The following is a 19,191-nucleotide window of genomic DNA, read 5'->3' on the forward strand; positions in this document are numbered from 1 at the left end:
CGCATGACGGGCGCGGACTGGCTTGCCTCACTGACCGCCGACGGCGTCGAGCTCGGCCGGGTCAGCACGGCGGAGCGCGTCGCCGAGTTCGTCCGGACCCGTGTCATGGAAGGCGATCTCCCGCCGGGGACCCGCCTGTCCGAGGAAGCGCTGCGCACCGCGCTGGGCGTCGCGCGCAACACGCTGCGGGAAGCGTTCAGGCTCCTCACGCGCGAACGTTTGCTGGTGCACGAGCACAGCCGCGGCGTCTTCGTGCGCACGCCGGACGTGGCGGACATCGTGGACCTCTACGCCGCCCGGCGAGTGATCGAGGGCGGTGCGCTCAACGCGTGGTCCACGGCGCCGGAGGAAAAGCGTCAGGCCGTGCGCGACGCCGTGCGGTTCCAGCAGGAATCCGCGCGGGCGGAACGCTGGAGCGACGTCGCCACCGGCAACATGCGGTTCCACCTCGCGATCACCGGCCTGGCCGGCAGTGCCCGCCTCGACGAGGAGGTGCGCCGCCTGCTCGCCGAGATGCGCCTGGTGTTCCACCACATGGGCGACCAGCGCGAGTTCTACGAGAACTACGTGCAGCTCAACCGCGACATCCTCGAGCTCGCCGACAGGGGTGCCGCCGGCGAGGCTGAAGAGGCGCTGCGGAAGTACTTCGACATCGCCGAACAGCACCTGCTCAGGCGGATGCGGGCCCACGGCTAGCGATCTGCCTCCTCTCCCGGACGCTCCCACCACCCCGCGCTGACCAGCGATCTTCGTCAGCTGCCGACGCAACCTGAACGGTTTCGGCGCGCGTTGGCAAAGACGGGGTGTAAGGCGAAGCGAACCCGAGGAGCTTCATGTCGTCAGACGCGGAACTGATCGGCAGATCGCTGAGCGGAGACACCGATGCCTTCGTCGAAGTGGTCAGCCGGCACGAGACCGCGATCGGGAACTACCTCGCGCGCCGAGTGGGACGTCAGACCGCCGAGGACGTGCTCGGCGAGGTGTGGGTGGCGGCCTTCGAGTCCCGGGCGAGTTACGACCGCTCGTACCCCGAGGCCCGGCCGTGGCTGTACGGCGTCGCGCTGAACAGGCTGCGGCGGCATTGGCGGTCCGAACCGGCGGAAGAGCCGGCCTCGGACATCACCCGCTTGGCGACCGACTGGGATCCCTGGCCCGAAGTGGACGCCCGCGTGGACACGCAGGCGTTGCTGCGGCGGGCACTGGCACGGCTCCGGCCGGACGAGCGCGAGGTGCTGGGCCTGGTCGCCTGGGAGGACCTGACGGTCGCCGAAGCAGGACGGGTGCTCGACATCCCGGCGGGCACGGCCCGTCGTCTGCTGCACCAGGCGCGCAAGGCACTGCGTGACGCCCCCGAGGTGGTCGCGCTGCTGCGAGTCCCGACAACGTGAAAAGACACCCCATGGATGAGATGGATCTGATGAAGAAGATGCGTGACGTGCCGTCTCCACGCCCCGAGGCGTACGACCGTGCTCGCACGGCGCTGAGCACCGCGATGGCCGAGCCCACCGCCACGGTCGTGCGGCCGAAGCGCTGGTTCTCGTGGCCCAGGGCCGGGATCGCCGCGGTCGGCGCGGCAGCCGTGGCGACGGCGGTGGTGATGGGCACGACGGGCGGTGCCGTTCCGCCCACCGCCCCGGTCGCGGCCCCGCAGGTGGTCGACTCCCCGCTGGTGAAGCTGGCCTCCGACGTCAAGGCGGCGGGCGCGCTGTCCGGTGACGCGTCGCTGATCATCCGGTCGACAACGGCGCCGGACAACTCGCCGTACGTCTTCTACACCGTCTACACCGACAGGGGGCAGACCTTCCACGGCGACTCGACGAAGACCCTGTCGGCCTCGGCCGCCAAGGGGGAGAACCAGGCCACCCAGTTCGACTCGACCGTGATGGAGGCGGCCCGCCTCGCCGCGAACGGCGACGTCGAGCAGGCCAGGAACGCGATGGTCAACACCTCACCCGCCGGCTGGGCGCTCGGCAAGAGCCCCGCCGAGCAGGAGAAGGCGTGGGCGCTGCGCCAGGAGGCGACGGCCGAGGTCTACCGCAAGAAGGGCCTGCCGGTGCCCCCGCCCAAGCCGCGCCCGACCGGCAAGGAGCTGGAGGACGGCGTCAACAACACCTTGTGGAGCAACGCGACGTACGCGCTGTTCATCGGCGCGGCCAACGCCGAGGTCCGCGCGGGCGTGCTGAAGCTGCTCGCGACGATCGAGGACGTCACCATCGGCAAGATCGACGCCGAGGGCCAGCCCGCGCTGACCCTCACCGCGGGCCCCGCCCTGCAGGGCGGATCCGGTTCGCACGTGCTGACCGTCAACGCCGACAACGGTCTGCCGATGCGCTCCGAGGTCGTCCCGGCGCCGGGATCGGACGGCAAGCCCTCGGTGACGAACTACAAGTCGTCGCGCGTGAACTTCGCCGACGTGGTGGTGGGCAAGATCTGATCCTGTTCCACCGTCCTGAGAGGACCGGGCGACGCCTTGGTCCTCTCAGGACTGTCCGTGCTCCGCGGAATCCCCCAGGGGCGCGAACTTCTCCGCTCCCAGCACGTCCAGCAGCGCCAACGCCTCCGCGTCACGTGATCCCGGCGGCGCGCTGTAGAGCACGAGGTGCTGGTCGTGGTCCGTGAGCGCGAGCGAGTCGCAGTCGACGGTGATCTCCCCGACCACGGGGTGCCGGAAGGTCTTCGTGAGCACCACCGCCGACTGCACGTCGTGCCGCTCCCAGAGCCGGGCGAACTCGGGACTGCCCTCGCGCAGCTCGTCGACGAGCTCGGACACCGCGGGATCGGCCGGGTACCGCGCGAGCGTGCTGCGCAGCTGCATGACGACGTGGTGGCGGAACTCGGTGGCGTCCGAGACCCCGTACAGCGTCCGCTCTTCCAGGAACGCCCGGCGCGCGAGGTTGCGGTCCCGCGGCGCGAGCTCGCGGAAGTCCTCCATCAACGCGGCCGCGAGGTCGTTGCACGCCAGCACCTCGAAGATCGCCGAGGTGACGAACCCCGCCGTCCGCGGCAGCCGTTCGAGCAGCGCGAGGATGCTCGGCCGGACGTCGCGCCGGTGCCTGCCGTCGCGGCTGGGCGCCGTTCCCGCGAGCACGTGGAGGTGGTCGGACTCGGCGTCGGTGAGCCGCAACGCCCCGGAGATCCCGGCGAGCACCTCGGTGGACGGCCGCGGCGCCCGGCCCTGTTCGAGCCGGACGTAGTACTCGGTCGAGATGTGCGCGAGCACGGCCACCTCCTCGCGCCGCAACCCGGACGTCCGCCGCCGCGGTCCCGCGGTCAGCCCGACGTCCTCCGGCCGGAGCCGCTCACGGCGGCTGCGCAGGAACGCTCCGAGCTGCTGCTTGTCCATACCCCGAGTATGGCCCGCGGGTGGCGGCCCAGCCTGGTACAGCCTGTGCCTGTCTCCGCCGCCCGGCACGACCGACGCTGGTGCCATGACGAACACCAGTGGACTTCTCACCGGCAAGATCGTGCTGATCACCGGCGCCAGCAGGGGAATCGGCGAGGCCGCCGCACGGCTCTTCGCCCACGAGGGCGCCTCCGTGGTGCTGGCCGCCCGCAGCACCGGCAGCCTGACCAGGATCGTCTCCGAGATCCGGGCCGAAGGCGGCACCGCCGACGCCATCACCCTGGACCTGGCCGACCGCGCCGGCATCCGCGCCGCGATCGACCAGGCCGGGGAACTGCACGGCCGCCTCGACGGCGCGTTCAACAACGCCGCGGTCGTCCAGCAGCCCGGCCCGCTCGACACGACCAGCGACGACGAGATCGACGAGCAGTTCGAAGTGAACTTCCGCGCCCACTGGACCGCCATGACCGCCGAGGCCGCTCTCATGCGGCGGCACGGGGGAGGCGCGATCGTGAACACGTCGAGCATCGGCAGCCGCCGGGCCAACCCCGTCCTGCCCGCGTACGGCGCCATGAAGCGCGCACTCAACAGCCTCACCGAGACCGCGGCCGTGACGTGGGCCAAGGACGGCATCAGGGTCAACGGCATCACCCCCGGCGGCACCGCGACGGCGATGATCGACCAGTGGGAGGCCGCGACCCCCGGCGTCACGGCGCACATCACCGCCACGAGCCCGGTGGGGCGCATGGCGGAGCCGCGCGAGGTCGCCGAGGTGGCGGCGTGGCTGCTGAGCGACCGGGCGTCGATGGTGAACGGAGCGCTCGTGCCGGTGGACGGCGGAGCGGGCGCCTGACGGCACTCTGCCGGTGCGAGGACCGGATCAGGGCCGTGGCGCGCTCGGCTTCGGCGGCGCTCGCTGAACAGCAGCTCGCAGAACGAGGACGCTGGCGTGCGCGTGGCGTCGCCGACGCAGCCCGGGGCGGGAGTCGGTTCCGGCTGTCCGGCTCGGGTCAGGTCCGCATGCCGACGTCGTGGCGCCCTTGGCGACCGGGAGCCGGTCCTCTGGTGATCGCACGGTCGGCCCCGGCGTGCGCGGCGTCGGTGGCGCTCGCTGAACGGCAGCTCGTTGAACGAGGTCGCGAGCGTGTGCGTGGCGTAGCCCGGTCGCGGGAGCTGACTCCCGCTGTCCGGCTCGGGTCAGGTCCGCACGCCGGCGTCGTGGCGTCCTTGGCGACCGGGAGCCGGTCCTCCGGTGACCGCGCGGTCGGCCACGGCGTGCGCGGCGTCGGTGGCGCTCGCTGAACAGCTGCTCGTGGAACGAGGTCGCGAGCGTGTGCGTGGCGTTGCCGACGTAGCCCGGTCGCGGGAGTCGGTTCCGGCTGTCCGGCTCGGCTCAGGTCCGCACGCCGGCGTCGTGGCGCCCTTGGCGACCCGGAGCCGCTCCTCTGGTGATCGCACGGTCGGCCACGGCGTGCGCGGCGTCGGCGGCGCCCGCTGAACGGCAGCTCGTGGAACGAGGTCGCGAGCGTGTGCGTGGCGTTGCCGACGTAGCCCGGTCGCGAGAGCTGACTCCCGCCGTCCGGCTCGGGTCAGGTCCGCACGCCGGCGTCGTGGCACCTTTGGCGATCCGGAGCTGCTCCTCCGGTGACCGCGCGACCGGCCCCGGCGCGCTCGTACACGGTCATCGCCTCCCTCGCGAGCCTCCGCCGCGAGTAGCGGCCGAGAACGCGGTCGCGAGCGGCGATGCCGAACTGCTCCCGCCGCGTCTCGTCGGCCAGCAACGCCTTCAGCGACTGCGCGAGCCGCCGGCCGTCCCGCGGCCCGATCAGCAGGCCGGTCACGTCCGGCAGCACGACGTCGCTCAGCGCCCCGACCGCCGTGGCCACCACGGGGACACCGCAGGCCATCGCCTCCAGGGCCGCGCTGCCGTACCTCTCGTCGGACGGCGCGCACACCGCGACATCGGCCGATCTCAGCAACGCCGGCCGATCAGCGCGCGGAACCGCGTTCGCGTCCACCAGCTCGACATGGTCCATTGCGGACACGACGGCGCCGATCGCCGAAGAAGTGGTGCCGTGAGCCAGTTCTCCGGTCACCACGACGCGCATTCGTCCATCGTGGACCGCGACCGGACCTTCCGGATCGAAGAAATCGGAGTTCACGCCGCTGGGAACCACGGACATCTGCGAGCGCCGCACGCCCAGTTGCGACAAGTGCGCCGCTTCCGCCGAACTCGTCGCCGAGATCCACGCCGCCCGGCGCGCGAGGAGGGCTTCGGCGTTGGAACGCTGTTCCAGCGCCGTCTCGCCGAAGCCGTGAAAGGAGTGCACCACCGGAACCCGAATGCGATGCGCGGCTATCATCGACACCAATCCGGACGTCCAGTGGTGCGAGTGCACCACGTCCGGAGGCCGCTCCCGCCACTGTTCCGCGAGGAACTCGGTGAAATCGCCGAGATGCTCGACGAGTTCGTTCTCCGTTAGTGCACAGGGCGGTCCGGCCGGAACGCGCACGACGTCGTAACCGCCGTCGGCGCCGGAAGTCGCCGGCGACGTGGGATCGCCGCGCCGGGTGTAGACGACCGGGTCGTGCCCGGAAATGCTCAACCCCGCGCACAGCTCCGCCACATGTGCGCCCTGTCCGGCGTTTTCGGGGAGTGGATCTGCCTGTACGGACACCATCGCGATTCGCATCAGCCCGGCCGCATCCTCGACGTCTAGCGCGACTCCGAGCTGCCGGCTCAACTCGACGGGTTCCGGTGTGGATCAGGCGACCGTATTGCCTGCCGCCGCCGGCGACAAGGGCGCACAACCGGCGTGGTCGATCCCGGCGGCCGGGACGCCACCGCGTGCCGTCAAGGCGGAGATTCGGCCTGTTTCAAGCAAAAGCCCTGGTCAGCGTGCTGATAAGAACGGGCCGAGCCTCGCGGGCCGAGCCTCGGGCGCTGACGGCCTGAAGTATTCACCCCATAGCGGGATGCGGACGTGGAATTCGCGTGTTCTGCCCTGATCATCCGCTGATGAGGCGCTAAACATCAACATTCGAGCACCACTCGATCGTGTGATGCGGGGCTGTCGTGTTCACACCATCGCGTGATCGTCAATTTGGTCTCCGATCGATTGTTTGGATACGGTCCTGTCGGACTTGCGGCTGGCACGTTGCCGACGCAAACCTTTCTTGACAGCTTTCGAACAAGGAGATTTCTGTGCTGAAGAAGGCAGGGGCGGCCGTCGCTATCGCGGGCGCTTTCCTCGGTATTGGTTCCACGGCGCTGGCCGATGCCCCTGAGCTCGACATCACGGACCAGGTCGGCGTCGCCGACCTGAACGACTCCGAGGTGGTCAGCGACATCAACGCCTGCTTCATCGACGTCAACGTCATCGCGGTGCCGGTGCTGTCCGACAACGACAGCGGCCTGTGCGCCAACCCTGACGACAAGTGACGTGAGACGGCGCCCGCTGCGGCGGTGCGCCGTTCTTTCACAAAGGGGAGCGGAGTCGGCGGGGTGCCGGTTCCGTTCCTCTCCTTGTTGCTCGTGCAGATAACGACTGGCCCGTAGGAGAATAACGTCATGCTGAAGAAGGCTATTGCCGCGGCTGCTGTGGGCGCGGGTTTCCTGATGATGGGCACGCCCGCTTTCGCGACGCAGGGCGGCGCGATGGACGACATGATGGACCTCGCTTCGAAGTACGACCACGACCACCAGGTCGGCCTGGTCAACATGGAAGACTCCGAGCTGCTCAGCGACATCAACGTCTGCCACGTCGACGTGAACGTCATCGCGGTGCCGATCCTCTCCAACAACGACGGCGGCCCGTGCATGAACCCCGACCTCGAGATCGAGGACGTGCACCACCACCACCACGAGGACGACGACTCGGACCGCTGACCAGCGGCACATCCCGCGAAGTAGTCGACGCACTGGCTCCTACCGGTTGATCACTTCGGGGGCCGGTACGCCTGACGCGACGCGCGCGGTGGCGATGTGTTCTTCCGTGAAGCGCCCGGCTGCGACAAGCAGCCGGGCGCTTCACGGCATGTCCGGTCCTTGTTGCGCCGCAACGGTTTGCAAGCAGCGCTCACATCACCTCTTCTAGCGGTTTAGGTGCGTTGTCACGTGATCTGTCATCTCTGCTGTTCACCATGGTCCGCATGAGCCGGACACCGATCTTCGACGAGCTTTACGCCAAGTACGTGGGCACGCCCGCGAGAGACGCGACGGCGCCCCAGTGGCCGGGTGAGACCGACGAGGTGCGACCCGTCGCCGGTTCACTCGAACCTGCCGGGGCACCGAGCCATCGACGTCCGATGTAGAGGACCGAGATGAAGCTCAAGCGGATCAGTCTGGTGTGCGCGGCGCTCGCGGTGGTGGCGGCCTCCACGACGCCGGTCGCCACTGCGGACGGTCAACCGTTGGCCGAGCGCCTGCGTGAGGCGGTGGCGGCACAGAACTTCAAGGACGTCGTCGACCTGACTCCGCCCGGTGCGCAACCGTCGGCGCAGCACGAGGAGTACGACCCGTCCCCTGCCGAGCTGATGAGGCGGGCCCGCACGCGCTCCGAGGGCAGGCCTCTGCACCAGACGCCGAACCTGGACGTGGCGGTCATCAAGCTCGACCCGGCCGGGCGGCCGCAGGCCGTCGCGAACGTGCTGCTCAGCCCGCAGCACCCGAACGGCGTGGTCGTGCCCGTCCAGCCCCGGTCGCTGTCCACCGACCAGGTCCGTTACCGCTGGTGGAATGACGCCGAGTGGGACACCAACGGTGGCAGGGGCACCCGGGACGTGCTGCCGGGGAGGGAAAACGCGCCGATCGACTTCTCCTCGCCGTACCCGGCGTCCGTGCTCAAGCTGCTCGTGGGCTTCGGCGTGCTGCGACTGGTGGACCTCGGCAGGATCGACCTCGACGCCGACTACGCCTTCGACCCCAACCCGGCGCGCCAGGTGTGCGGCGGTCCGACGGTGAAGAAGGTCCGGCAGCACTTCGACGAGATGATCACGAAGTCGCAGAACGAGTCCACCTGCGCGCTGGTGAAGCTGCTGCACGACCTGAACGCGTGGGACGAGGTCAACCGGACGTTCGCGGACCTGGGCATGCCGACGCTGATGGTCACCGGGACGAATCCCGGCAACGGGGGCGCCTGGGGCGGCTCCAACATGAGCGGCCTCGACACCGCCAAGCTCCTGCTGCTGATCAACGGCGGCGCGGACGTGCTGTGGACGACGAACGACGGCAAACCGGTCACGGCCCACGAACTCTCGCCGTCGTCGCGGACGTTCTTCCTGGACACCCTGGCGGCCCAGGGTCACAACGAGATGCTGTCCACGCCGAACTGGTGCGGCCGCGACTACCCGGTGCAGGGCATCCCGCAGCAGGTGCCGTCGCGCTGGATCAAGCCGGACGGCACCGTGACCGTCGGCGACGCGGTCTACGACCGCGACGTGCGTCCGTGCAACGACGCCGCCGAGGTGACGTTCGCGCACAAGACCGGCTGGACCGCCACCGCGGGTTCCGACGCGGGCATCGTGAAGTCGTTGCCCGGGAAGAACAAGCGCGACTACGTCGTCGTCGTGTTCGGCAACCTGGGCATGGACTACACCGACCCGGTCCGGCCGGCCGACCCGCCCGGCGTCTTCCCCGTCCTGTACACGCAGAAGTTCGCACAGCTCGGCAAGCAGATCGACGTCGTCCTGCGGAGTTCGTGACCTGGGCACAAATCGGCACGGTGAGGGTTGAGGTTCGTCTGCGTGGGCACCCAGAGACAGATGTCGCACCTGAGAGTCAGGTGTCGGGGAAGGACGACATGGGCACCGACGACAAGTTCGACGCCAAGGCCGACCAGCTCAAGGGCAAGGTCAAGGAAGGCGTCGGCAACGCGACCGACGACCCCGGCCTGCAGGCCGAGGGCCAGACCGACCAGTCCAAGGGCCACCTCAAGGAGGCGGCCGAGAAGGTCAAGGACGTCTTCAAGAGCTGATCTGAGAACTCGGAAGGGTGCGTGCATCACTTGATGCACGCACCCTTCTTCGTTTCGCATCCTCCGATCGGAGGATGCGCAGGCTCTACCGCGTCCGCGGTGATCCCCGCCCGCGTGGTCGATCCGGCGCGGCGCCATGGGCGGCAGGCTTCCTCGCATGGCCCTCATCGAGGTGCAGCGCCCGGCGCGCATCTCCTACATCGACAACCTCCGCGTCTTCCTGACACTCCTGGTGGTCGCGCACCACTCCGCGGCTCCCTACAGCAACCTCGACGCCTGGCCGAAGTGGCACGAACCCGCTTCGTCGTCCGCGGCGGAGCCGCTGGACCTGCTGCTCCTGGTCAACCAGACGTTCTTCATGGGCTTCTTCTTCCTGTTGTCCGGGTACTTCGCACCCGGTGCGGTAGACAGGAGAGGGCCGCGCAGGTTCGCGGTGGAACGTCTGAAGCGGCTCGGGATCCCGTTCCTCGGGTTCATCGTGCTGCTGCGCCCGTTGTTCGTGCTGCCGGACTACGTCAACCTCCCGGCCGCGACCCGGCCGTCCTTCGCGGTCCACTACCTCACCACCTGGGAAGTAGGGCCCGCCTGGTTCCTCGAAGTGCTGCTGATCTTCTCGCTCGCGTACGCGCTGTTGCGGCACTTGCGCGCGACCGCGGAGCCTGGGCGGCCACGACCGTTGCGGAGGCGAGACCTGCTGGCCTTCGTGCTCGTTCTCAGCGTGGTCACCTACGCCTGGCGGTTCCTGGTCCCGCACGGCACCAAAGAGCCGCTGCTCGGACTGCCCAGCCCCGCCTACATGCCGCAGTACGTGCTGCTGTTCGCGGTAGGTGTCGCGGCGTACCGCCACCGCTGGCTCGCGACGCTTCCGCGGAAATCGGGCTGGTTCGGCGTGCTCCTGGTGGTGGTGTCGCTCGTGCCGCTGGCACTGGGCGGCTACCGGGGCTTCGGGGTGTCCGGTGAGCTGGCCGGTCACGACCTCGCCCACCTGGCTCTGGCCCTGTCGGAGTCGCTGTTCGCGGTCGGGGTCGTCCTGGTGCTGCTCCGCGTGTTCGAACGCTTCGCCGCCGGTACGTCGCGCTTCAGCCGCTTCCTGGCCGACAACGCCTTCCTCGTCTACCTCGTGCACGCGCCGGTGATTGTGGGCGCCGAGGCGGCGCTGCGGCCACTCGATGCGGCACCTGTGCCGAAGTTCCTGCTGACGTTGGTGATCGCCGCGGTCGCGAGCTGGGCGATCTCGGGCGCGCTGCGGCGTGTGCCCGTCGTCCGGGCAACGGTGTAGCCGGGCGCGGGCGTGCGATCATGCGGGTCGTGGGCGTCGAGGCCGAGTTGCGCGAGGAGTTCGACCGCTGGGAGCGCAAGGAGACCGCGGTCCTGAAGGTGCTCCCGTACCCGTTGCTGGCGGTCAGCGTCGTCTTCGCCCTGTTGCAGCCGCTCTGGGACGCGCCGGTGCACCTCCCGGGTCTGCTCGGGCTCTCGGCCCTGCTCACCGCGTGGGTTCTGTGGTTCCACACGTTCCGCGCGGACTTGCACGGCAACGGCCCGTTGATGGGCGTGTACTACGTGGGGCTCGTGGTGTTGACCGCCGGCCTGGTGCTGCTCACGCCCTGGTTCGGCTTCTTCGCCTTCATCGGCTACGTGCACGCCTTCCAGTACCTGAAGGGCCGGTGGCGCTACGCCGGCGTGGCCGTCACCTCCGCGGTCTCGGCGGTCTCCTACGTCGGGGGAGCGGACAACATCACGGCCGACGAGTGGTGGAAGTGGCCCGCCGTCAGCGTTCTCACCACGGTGATGGCCACGGCGGGCTTCTACGCCGACGTGATGTCCGACCGGCGCAACCACCGGCAGAAGCGGGCGCTGGCCGAGCTGCACAGGGCCAACACCGAGCTGGAGGCCGCCCTGGCGGAGAACGCGGGCCTGCACGCCCAGCTGCTGGTGCGGGCCCGCGAGGCGGGCGTGCTCGACGAACGGCAGCGGATGGCGCGGGAGATCCACGACACCCTCGCCCAGGGCCTGGCCGGCATCCTCACCCAGCTCCAGGCCGCCGAGCAGGCGTCCGACGTCCCGGCGGTGCGGCACCGGCACGTGGCGAACGCGATGGACCTGGCCCGCGAAAGCCTCGTCGAGGCGCGCCGGACGGTGCACGCGGTGGGACCGTCCGCACTGGCGGAGGCCCGCCTTCCGGACGCGATCGGCGACGTGGCCAAGCGCTGGTCGGAGGTGAACCGAGTCGAGGCGGTGCTGACCACGACCGGCGACGCCCGTCCCATGCACACCGAGGTCGAGGTGGCACTGCTGCGCACCGCGCAGGAGGCTCTCGCCAACGTCGCCAAGCACGCACGAGCCGGTCGGGTCGCCCTGACCCTGTCGTACATGGAGGACCTGGTGACGCTCGACGTGCTGGACGACGGAGTGGGTTTCCAGCCCGACACCAAGCGCACAGGAGGCTCCGCCGACGGCGGCTTCGGCCTGGCCGGCATGCGACAGCGCGTGCAGCGCCTGGCAGGACGCCTGGACGTCGAGTCCGAACCGGGCGGAGGTACCGCGATCACGGTGACGGTGCCCGCGATCCCCGTCGGGAGCACGAGTTGATCTCACTGCTGATCGTCGACGACCACCCGGTCGTGCGGGACGGGCTGCGGGGCATGTTCGGCGCCGACCCGCGCTTCGAGGTGGTCGGCGAAGCCGGTGACGGCGCGGAAGCCGTCGCGGCAGCGGAGCGCCTCCGCCCCGACGTGATCCTCATGGACCTGCGCATGCCGGGGACGGACGGCGTCGCCGCCATCAGGGAGCTGGCGAAGCGCGGCGTGCCGTCACGGGTCCTGGTGCTCACCACGTACGACACGGACAGCCACGTGCTGCCGGCCGTCGAAGCCGGCGCCACCGGCTACCTCCTCAAGGAGGCGCCGAGAGAGGAACTCGTCCGCGCGGTGGAGGCCGCCGCACGCGGCCAGGCGGTGCTCTCACCCACCGTCGCGACCCGGCTCCTGGGCCAGGTGCGCAAACCAGCCCAGGCACCGCTGTCCCAGCGCGAACTGGAAGTGCTGGAGCTGATCGCCCAGGGCTCGACGAACCGCGAGGCGGCGAAACGGCTCCACATCAGCGAAACGACGGTCAAGACCCACCTGCTGCACGTGTACGCGAAGCTGGGCGTCAACGACCGGGCGGCCGCTGTGGCGGCCGCGTTCACCCGCGGCTACCTGGTGCCGCGGGAGTGACGGCGGTCAGAGGAGTGCTCGTCATTCAGCGTCCTGTGCCTCGATCAGGTCGAGGTCGCGGACGCAGAAGCCGTGGTGCTCGAAGGTCTCGTTGAGCACCGTGCCGAGGCACTTCCGCACCGAGCGGCCGCGGGCGTAGGGCGGCCAGACGTCGTCGTCGGGCACCGGCGCTCGCGCTGCGAGCTGCTCAGCGGTGACGTCGCCGAGCCAGGCCTCGAGCTCGGCGGCCTGTGCTTCACGCACGCGCACGATCTCGTCGAGGGCCGCATCGAGCGAGGGGTCAAGCCCGTGCGCTTCACGGTAGGGCTCGACGGACGGCCCGATGCCCATCGGCGTGAACAGCTCCGTCGAGCCCAGGCAGCAGCGGCGGAACCACGAGTCGTGGACGAAGACCAGGTGGCGCATCGTCTGCGCCGCAGACCACTCGTCGTTCACGCTGCGGTGCTCGATGCCGGGCGTGCGGCGGATCCGCTCGACCGTGGCGACCCAACCGGCGTGGAGCCGACGTGCCGCCTCGCGCAGATCGGCAGGGTCCTCGGAGCGGATCAGCACCCGCACCGGATGACGCCGGTCGAGCTCCGCCTCGACGTACTCGGTGACCTCGACACCGTTCACCACGAGGTTGGTGACGAGCCCGTCGACCACGGCGTCCTGCATGACGACGCCGATCAGACGTGCCCCGGTCAGATCACATTCGCGGAACTCCGCATCGCGCAAGTTCTCGTCCACATACCGCGTCATGCTCCGGATACTAGGTCCGAGCACTGACAATCCGGCCTTCATCTGCGATTCCCGAGGCTCGCACTCATTCGTCCGCCGGCACCAGGGCTGCCGCGAAGCGCGTCGCGACGGCCGCGACCGCGGCACGCAGTTCGTCTCCACCCCGGACCCGGAAGCCGAACGGCACGGCCGCCAACCACTCCTGCGCGTACATCGCGGGATTGCTGGTGCTGCCGAGCAGCACGCATCCTTCCGCTGACGGGTGGAGCCGTCCCATGGGAGGCCGGATCCAGGGCTGCACCTCGGTCAGCGGCGCGTCGAAGACGACGTGGGTGGGGAACTCCCAGCCCGTGCCCAGGTTCTCCTCCAACGCCGCGACCGGGTCGAGGTCGTGGGGTGGCTCGAACTCGTGCTCGGTCTGCCCGACCGTGCGGACCCGGTCGATCCGGTAGGTGCGGATGGCATCCGCCCTGTGGGAATGGCACAACAGGTACCAGCGCCCGTGGCGGACCACCACAGACCACGGGTCCACTTCGGACTTCCACGCGTTGCCGGCTTCGCTCCGGTATTCGATCAGCACCCGGCGGCTGGCCGCGACGGCGGCGACCAGTGCGCCGGTGATGGCGGGATCCGGGCTGGCCGAATGCCTGTCCGGCGCGGCTTTGGCGTGCTCGCGCAGTGCGGCTGCCTGCCGGCCGACGTTCTCAGGCAGCGCCTCGACGACCTTGCCGAGCGCCGCACCGACCGGGTCGTCGGCCTCGGTGGCGGCCGGCTGGCCGTCGAGCACCGCCATGACCAGTCCCAGCGCCTCGGCCTGGGTGAACACGATCGGGGGCAGCTTCGTGCCGCGCCGGAGCCTGTATCCGCCGTGGGGGCCTCGGCTCGACTCGACCTGGATGCCCGCCTCGCGCAGGATGCCGACGTAGCGGCGGGCGGCGCGTTCTGTGACGCCCAGTCGCTCCGCGAGCTGGCCGGCCGTCATGCCGGGGCGCGTCCGGAGGATCTCCAGGGCTCGCAGAGCCCTGGAGGTGGGGCTGAGGTCACTCGGCACTTGCGCAGAGTAGGAGATCGCCTCGATGAACCGGAAGCAGATCGTCCGGAACTGGCTCTAGCGTGACGACGCGTCGCGGTGACCCGGCCGCGCAGAAGAGGGGAACAGATCGTGGACATCCTGCTCATCGCAGGCCTGTGGCTCGACGGATCCGCCTGGGACGACGTCGCGTCCGAACTCCGGTCGCTCGGTCATCGCCCGGTGCCGCTGACCCTGCCCGGGCAGGGGGACGGATCTGCCTCCGCCACACTCGCCGACCAGGTGGCGACCGTGCTCGACGCCGTCGACTCCGCCTCCGGCAAGCCGGTGGTGGTCGGACACTCGGCCGCCTGCACCCTGGCCTGGACGGCCGCGGACGCGCGACCGGACAAGGTCTCCGCGGTCGTCCTCATCGGTGGCTTCCCGGCCTCCGACGGGAAGCCCTACGCCGACTTCTTCGCACTGCGGGACGGCGTCATGCCGTTCCCCGGCTGGGCGCCGTTCGAGGGACCGGACTCGGCCGACCTCGACGAGGACGCCAGGCGCGCGTTCGCCGCCACCGCGATCCCCGTGCCCGAGGGTGTGGCCACGGGCGTCGTGCGGCTGACCGACGAGCGGCGCTTCAAGATTCCGGTCGTGGTCGTCTGCCCCGAGTTCACCCCGGCCCAGGCCGAGGAGTGGATCAACGCGGGCGACGTGCCGGAGCTCGCCCGGGTCGAGCACCTCGAGTTCGTCGACGTGGACTCCGGCCACTGGCCCATGCTCACCAAGCCCGCTGAGCTCGCCCGGCTCCTCGCGGCGGCCGGCACGGCCTGACTTCTCCAGCGGGCAACGAGGAAGGACTGCTGTGAAGCCCTTGGTCGATCAGTCCTCTTGCGACAGAGGAAGATCGGGCCAAGGACTTCACTCTTGATCAGTGTGTGCGTCCCGCTAGCAGCTGCCGTCCGACTCCCTCAGACCCGTGTTGGCGCCCGCCGTGCGGCTCACGACGTTCGGCACGCAGTTGGCCTGGTCGAGGGTGAAGCTGTAGGGGACGGAGACGGTGGTGGTGGACTTGACGTCGGGACCGGCGGGCTTGTGGTCGCTGCTCGGGGCGGACCACGTCACGTTGTCGAAGACGTTGCCGCTGACCTGCCAGTAGCCGGCCTCGGTGGTGTAGAAGGTGCCGAGGACGTCACGGGAGTTCTTGAAGTAGTTGTTGTCCACCTTGGCCTTGGCGCCGGCGCGGGAGTTGATGCCGGACTCGTTCAGGCTCACGTAGTGGTTGTTGTACATGTGGGCGATGCCGCCTCGAAGCAACGGCGCGCGGGAGTCGATGTTCTCGTACAGGTTGTGGTGGTAGGTGATGAACCCGTTCGAGCGGTCACTTTCACTGGAGCCGACCAGCCCGCCGCGGCCGGAGTTGCGCAGGGTGCTGTAGGACAGGGTCACGTACTGGGTGTTGTTCTTCATGTCGAACAGGCCGTCGTAGCCTTCCGACTCACCACCCGACGCCAGGAGGTTGACGTGGTCGACCCAGACGTTGCGGACGTTGTTCTCCATCCCGATGGCGTCACCGCCGTTGGACGTGGGGGAGCCCGACTTCTTGACGTTGCGGACTGTCACGTTCCTGATGATGATGTTGCGGGACTCGCGGATGTGGATGCCGAGCTGGTCGAAGACGGCTCCGCCGCCGACGCCGATGATGGTGACGTTGCTGATCCGCTTGAGCTCGATCACGCCGGCGGCGGTCTCGCAGCTGTTGCCCGAGACCTTGGCGGTGTTGCCGTGGTTGATCGTGCCCGAGACCTCGATGATGATCGGCGTGCTGCTGCTCGCCCGGCCGCACAGGGCCTGGTGGATCTGGGTTCCCGTGGTGGCCCGGACCGTCGCCCCGCCCTGGCCGCCGGTGGTCCCGCCGTTCTGGGACGCGTAGCCGGTCGCGGTGCCGGCCGCCGCCGACGCCGGTGACGTCGCCAGCACCGCGCTGGTCGAGGCCGCGACGGCCAGCGCGGCCACGACTGCGGGGATCCGCCATGCGACTGATCGTGTCATTTCGTCTCCTGCGTCTTCGAAGGTGGGACGGGTGTGGTCGCACTCGCTGGCGGCGTGAGGCGGAAACACCGGTGTTCCGCTTTTGTCGCGCGTTTTCCGTGCGCGGACTCTTACGTCGCCTATGCGCGAGCAGGACCGTCTGACGGCATTCCCGGCGACTCTGATCGCGTTGGCGGCCGGAATCAACGTCGCTGGGAACGCTTCCAGTGAGTATTGCGCACCATTGTGCGACGGGCAATAAAATTCACGTTCATGAACAACGGGCACCGCGTTTACGCGCGTGCGGTGTGGCTTTCCGGCGACAATCCGGCTGATTCACGGATATGAATGAGTAGGTTGTGGAGCGTTGGCCTGCTGATTTGCTCGCCGAAAAGTTCGAGGATTCGTGCGGTTTCGCCGTTCGAATCGAATCGAATGGGTCGCGCCGTTCGACTTCGAGTGGTCGAAGGTCTTGCCGAAAATGTTTTCGGCGACCAGCCTCCTCGCAGGAGCGTTTCCGCGCCGCATCGATCACCGCCGACGCCCCGGTTCAGGTCGCCGGTGGCCACCTCGGCGACCACGTTCACTCCGAGGGCGCGGCTCCGCACTCGCACGGGCCGTCGGCCGCGGACCGTTGTCGCCGTGCCGACGAGTTCACGTCCGAACGCGGCCTGGGCGACCGTGTCTGCGCGCTGGGCAACGGCCAGTTCAAGGTGCGCACCGCGCACGGCGACATTGTGACCCACATCGACGCCCCGCTCGCCGAGGACAAGGGCGTGCGGGACTCGGTGGAGTCGCCGGCGATCACGACCGTGGCCGCGCGGTCGCACCACTGCGCCGCGGACTCGTACCGGATCCAGCTGGTCTACCTGATCCCGGCCGGTGCGCCCGGCGCGTCGGCGACGATGGTCCCGCTGATCAGGCAGCACTTCGTCCAGTCCAACGCGATGGTGTCGAACCGCGCCGCGGAGTACGGCGGCGACCTGTCGCTGCGCGTCGCCTGTGACGCTTCGGGTCAGCCCGCTGTCCGCGTCCTGCGCAGCGGCCACGACAACAGCGACATCGCCGCCATCGACCAGGAAGTCGCGCGGCAGGGCCAGCGGATCACCGGTCAGGACAACGTCGTGTACTGGCGCGACGGCGGCTGCGGAGGCGGCGTCGCCTACGGCAGCGGCGACACCCGGCCCGGCGTGGAGAACGCCGTCAACAACGCGCCCGGCATTGCGGTGGTCTACGGCCGGTGCCCCTTCACCATTACTGGGACTGCAACGTCAACGACTACTTCCACCCCAACCCACCGGCGGGGTCGTTCCTCGCGACGAACTGGAACCTCGCGCGCTGCGCGAACCGAGTGGTGTACCGCCCCAACTGCGGTGTGGCGCCACGGACGACCGCCTGATCTGGCGAGGCGGAACATGCCGACGGGGCCGTCTCCCGGAAGTTGTCCTGGAAACGGCCCCGTCGTGAACTGTCAGGTCTGGTCGGCCCACCACTTCCGGCCGGTCTCGCCCAACGTCGAGATCGGGTCGTAGTAGGGGTAGCGGCGGTCCAGCGCCTCGGGGTCCTCGAGTTCGATCCCGGTGCGGTAGTTCTTGGTCCAGTAGGAGATCCCGAGCTCGCGGTCGTACTCCGCGAGCTGGTGCACCCACCGCTTTCCGACGTACGGCACGTCGCACACGATGCGCGGCGTCGCGTAGCCGGGCAGGTAGCCCATGATCGCGTGCTGCAGCTCCTGCGCCTCCCACACCGACACCCGCCAGTGCTCGGCGTTGGGGATCATGTCGCACATGTAGAAGTAGTACGGCAGGATGTTCGCTTCCCCTTGCAGCGCAAAGCAAAGGTCCAGCAGGTCGTCCGACGTCGCGTTGACGCCCTTCATCAGGACGCCCTGGTTGCGCACGTCCCGCACGCCGACTTCCAGTGCGGTGCGCGCGGCCTCGGCGACGAGGGGGGTCACGGACTGGGCGTGGTTCACGTGGGTGTGGATCGCGAGGTTCACGCCACGCCGGGACGCCGTGCGGGCCACGCGCTCCAGGCCCTCGACGACACGCGGCTGGAGCCAGTGCTGGGGGAGGCCGGCGAGGGCCTTCGTGGCCAGGCGGACGTCGCGGACGGTCTCGATGTCGAGCAGGCGCATGAGGAACGACTCGAGCTGCGGCCACGGCACGTTCGCCACGTCACCGCCGGAGACCACGACGTCGCGGACGCCCGGGGTCTTCTTCAGGTACTCGATCATCTGGTCCTGGCGGTCGACCGGCTTCAGCGAGAGCTTGTGCTTGTCGATCAGCGGCGTGGAGTTGCCGACCAGGTCCATGCGGGTGCAGTGGCCGCAGTACTGCGGGCAGGTCGACACCATCTCGGCCAGGACCTTGGTGGGGTAGCGGTGGGTGAGGCCCTCCACCACCCACATCTCCGCCTCGTGCAGCGAGTCGCGCTGGGAGTGCGGGTGCGACGGCCAGTCGGGGTCGCGGTCCGAGGAGACCGGCAGCATGTAGCGGCGGACCGGGTCGTTCAGGAACGCCTCGGTGAAGGCGTCGGGAGACAGTTCCGCGTCGACCGCCATCGTGTTGAACATCTGCGGCGGGATCAGCATCGACATCGTCGCGAAGGCGTCCATGTCCTTCGCGAGGTCGTCGTAGAACCTGTCGGTCAGCAGGTCGCCCGCGACCTTGCGGAGCTGCTTCACGTTCTTCACGCAGTTCACGCGCTGCCACTGGGCGTCGCGCCACTGCGTCTCGGTCACGTGCGACCAGCCGGGGAAGCGTCGCCAGTCTGGTTCGACCAGCTCACGGCGGACGTACGTGTACGGCTGGCGGTCCAGCCGCTCCAGCGCCGTGGGGGCGTCGTGCACCGCGGTCATCCGTACTCCTCAGCGTCGAGGTCGCGTAAAGATAT

At 69.4% G+C, this 19,191-nt stretch carries 20 protein-coding genes; 14 read left to right on the plus strand and 6 right to left on the minus strand.

From position 1 onward, the window contains the following. Positions 1–3: 3 nt before the first annotated feature. The 3 genes from ORI60_RS06360 (at position 4) to ORI60_RS06370 (ending at position 2,434) form a co-directional block, all read left to right on the plus strand. On the plus strand, positions 4–696 hold the full coding sequence (locus ORI60_RS06360; RefSeq protein ID WP_266035324.1) for a GntR family transcriptional regulator: 693 nt from the start codon (positions 4–6) through the stop codon (positions 694–696). A gap of 137 nt (positions 697–833) precedes the next feature. Beyond that, positions 834–1,388 carry an RNA polymerase sigma factor gene (locus ORI60_RS06365; protein ID WP_266035325.1) on the plus strand — a complete coding sequence of 185 codons (555 nt, stop codon included), beginning with the start codon at positions 834–836 and terminating at the stop codon, positions 1,386–1,388. A gap of 29 nt (positions 1,389–1,417) precedes the next feature. Next, positions 1,418–2,434, plus strand: coding sequence for a hypothetical protein (locus ORI60_RS06370; RefSeq protein WP_266035327.1), 1,017 nt, complete (start codon positions 1,418–1,420; stop codon positions 2,432–2,434). A 45-nt stretch (positions 2,435–2,479) separates the two neighbouring features. Here ORI60_RS06370 and ORI60_RS06375 read toward each other — a convergent pair whose 3' ends face one another. Then, positions 2,480–3,343, minus strand: a complete 864-nt coding sequence (locus tag ORI60_RS06375) for a helix-turn-helix transcriptional regulator (RefSeq protein WP_266035328.1) — start codon at positions 3,341–3,343, stop codon at positions 2,480–2,482. Between the two features lie 85 nt (positions 3,344–3,428). Between ORI60_RS06375 and ORI60_RS06380 the strand changes: the two genes are divergently transcribed. After that, positions 3,429–4,196 carry an SDR family NAD(P)-dependent oxidoreductase gene (locus tag ORI60_RS06380; RefSeq protein ID WP_266035329.1) on the plus strand — a complete coding sequence of 256 codons (768 nt, stop codon included), beginning with the start codon at positions 3,429–3,431 and terminating at the stop codon, positions 4,194–4,196. Positions 4,197–4,932: 736 nt separating this feature from the next. Here the strand turns inward: ORI60_RS06380 and ORI60_RS06385 are convergent. Further along, positions 4,933–6,036: a glycosyltransferase gene (locus ORI60_RS06385; RefSeq protein WP_323055879.1), complete on the minus strand. Its 1,104-nt coding sequence runs from the start codon at positions 6,034–6,036 to the stop codon at positions 4,933–4,935. Between the two features lie 512 nt (positions 6,037–6,548). On the opposite strand from ORI60_RS06385, the gene ORI60_RS06390 reads away from it, so the two are divergent. The 8 genes from ORI60_RS06390 (at position 6,549) to ORI60_RS06425 (ending at position 12,533) form a co-directional block, all read left to right on the plus strand. Then, the gene (locus tag ORI60_RS06390; protein ID WP_266035330.1) at positions 6,549–6,785 is read left to right on the plus strand and encodes a hypothetical protein; all 237 of its coding nucleotides are present in this window, start codon (positions 6,549–6,551) and stop codon (positions 6,783–6,785) included. Positions 6,786–6,914: 129 nt separating this feature from the next. Beyond that, complete coding sequence (locus tag ORI60_RS06395; RefSeq protein WP_266035331.1) at positions 6,915–7,232, plus strand: hypothetical protein; 318 nt, start codon at positions 6,915–6,917, stop codon at positions 7,230–7,232. Positions 7,233–7,495: 263 nt separating this feature from the next. Continuing rightward, positions 7,496–7,657, plus strand: a complete 162-nt coding sequence (locus tag ORI60_RS06400) for a hypothetical protein (RefSeq protein WP_266035332.1) — start codon at positions 7,496–7,498, stop codon at positions 7,655–7,657. A 9-nt stretch (positions 7,658–7,666) separates the two neighbouring features. Further along, a complete protein-coding gene (locus ORI60_RS06405) occupies positions 7,667–9,046 on the plus strand; it encodes a serine hydrolase (protein WP_266035333.1) in 1,380 nt (459 codons plus the stop codon). Between the two features lie 98 nt (positions 9,047–9,144). Continuing rightward, positions 9,145–9,318, plus strand: a complete 174-nt coding sequence (locus tag ORI60_RS06410) for a CsbD family protein (protein WP_266035334.1) — start codon at positions 9,145–9,147, stop codon at positions 9,316–9,318. A gap of 157 nt (positions 9,319–9,475) precedes the next feature. Continuing rightward, on the plus strand, positions 9,476–10,597 hold the full coding sequence (locus tag ORI60_RS06415) for an acyltransferase family protein (protein ID WP_266035336.1): 1,122 nt from the start codon (positions 9,476–9,478) through the stop codon (positions 10,595–10,597). A 20-nt stretch (positions 10,598–10,617) separates the two neighbouring features. After that, positions 10,618–11,907, plus strand: a complete 1,290-nt coding sequence (locus ORI60_RS06420; protein ID WP_323055880.1) for a sensor histidine kinase — start codon at positions 10,618–10,620, stop codon at positions 11,905–11,907. Next, positions 11,904–12,533: a response regulator gene (locus ORI60_RS06425; protein ID WP_266035337.1), complete on the plus strand. Its 630-nt coding sequence runs from the start codon at positions 11,904–11,906 to the stop codon at positions 12,531–12,533. Before ORI60_RS06420 ends, ORI60_RS06425 begins: the two co-directional genes overlap by 4 nt. Before the next feature lie 21 nt (positions 12,534–12,554). Here the strand turns inward: ORI60_RS06425 and ORI60_RS06430 are convergent, their stop codons facing one another. Both ORI60_RS06430 and ORI60_RS06435 read right to left on the minus strand, forming a co-directional pair. Next, positions 12,555–13,316, minus strand: a complete 762-nt coding sequence (locus ORI60_RS06430) for a DinB family protein (RefSeq protein WP_266035339.1) — start codon at positions 13,314–13,316, stop codon at positions 12,555–12,557. 22 nt (positions 13,317–13,338) lie between these two features. Further along, a complete protein-coding gene (locus ORI60_RS06435) occupies positions 13,339–14,304 on the minus strand; it encodes a helix-turn-helix transcriptional regulator (RefSeq protein ID WP_266035340.1) in 966 nt (321 codons plus the stop codon). A gap of 111 nt (positions 14,305–14,415) precedes the next feature. Between ORI60_RS06435 and ORI60_RS06440 the strand changes: the two genes are divergently transcribed. After that, a complete protein-coding gene (locus ORI60_RS06440) occupies positions 14,416–15,099 on the plus strand; it encodes an alpha/beta fold hydrolase (protein ID WP_266035342.1) in 684 nt (227 codons plus the stop codon). Positions 15,100–15,213: 114 nt separating this feature from the next. Here the strand turns inward: ORI60_RS06440 and ORI60_RS06445 are convergent, their stop codons facing one another. Next, positions 15,214–16,317: a pectate lyase family protein gene (locus ORI60_RS06445; protein ID WP_266035344.1), complete on the minus strand. Its 1,104-nt coding sequence runs from the start codon at positions 16,315–16,317 to the stop codon at positions 15,214–15,216. A 338-nt stretch (positions 16,318–16,655) separates the two neighbouring features. Here ORI60_RS06445 and ORI60_RS06450 point away from each other — a divergent pair, with 338 nt between their 5' ends. Beyond that, positions 16,656–17,828: a hypothetical protein gene (locus tag ORI60_RS06450; protein WP_266035346.1), complete on the plus strand. Its 1,173-nt coding sequence runs from the start codon at positions 16,656–16,658 to the stop codon at positions 17,826–17,828. Here the strand turns inward: ORI60_RS06450 and ORI60_RS06455 are convergent. Next, positions 17,768–19,156 carry a KamA family radical SAM protein gene (locus tag ORI60_RS06455; protein ID WP_266035348.1) on the minus strand — a complete coding sequence of 463 codons (1,389 nt, stop codon included), beginning with the start codon at positions 19,154–19,156 and terminating at the stop codon, positions 17,768–17,770. The two genes, ORI60_RS06450 and ORI60_RS06455, sit on opposite strands and share 61 nt — an antisense overlap. Between the last annotated feature and the right edge of the window lie 35 nt (positions 19,157–19,191).

The organism is Lentzea sp. NEAU-D7 (assembly GCF_026242055.1).
Classification (GTDB): domain Bacteria; phylum Actinomycetota; class Actinomycetes; order Mycobacteriales; family Pseudonocardiaceae; genus Lentzea.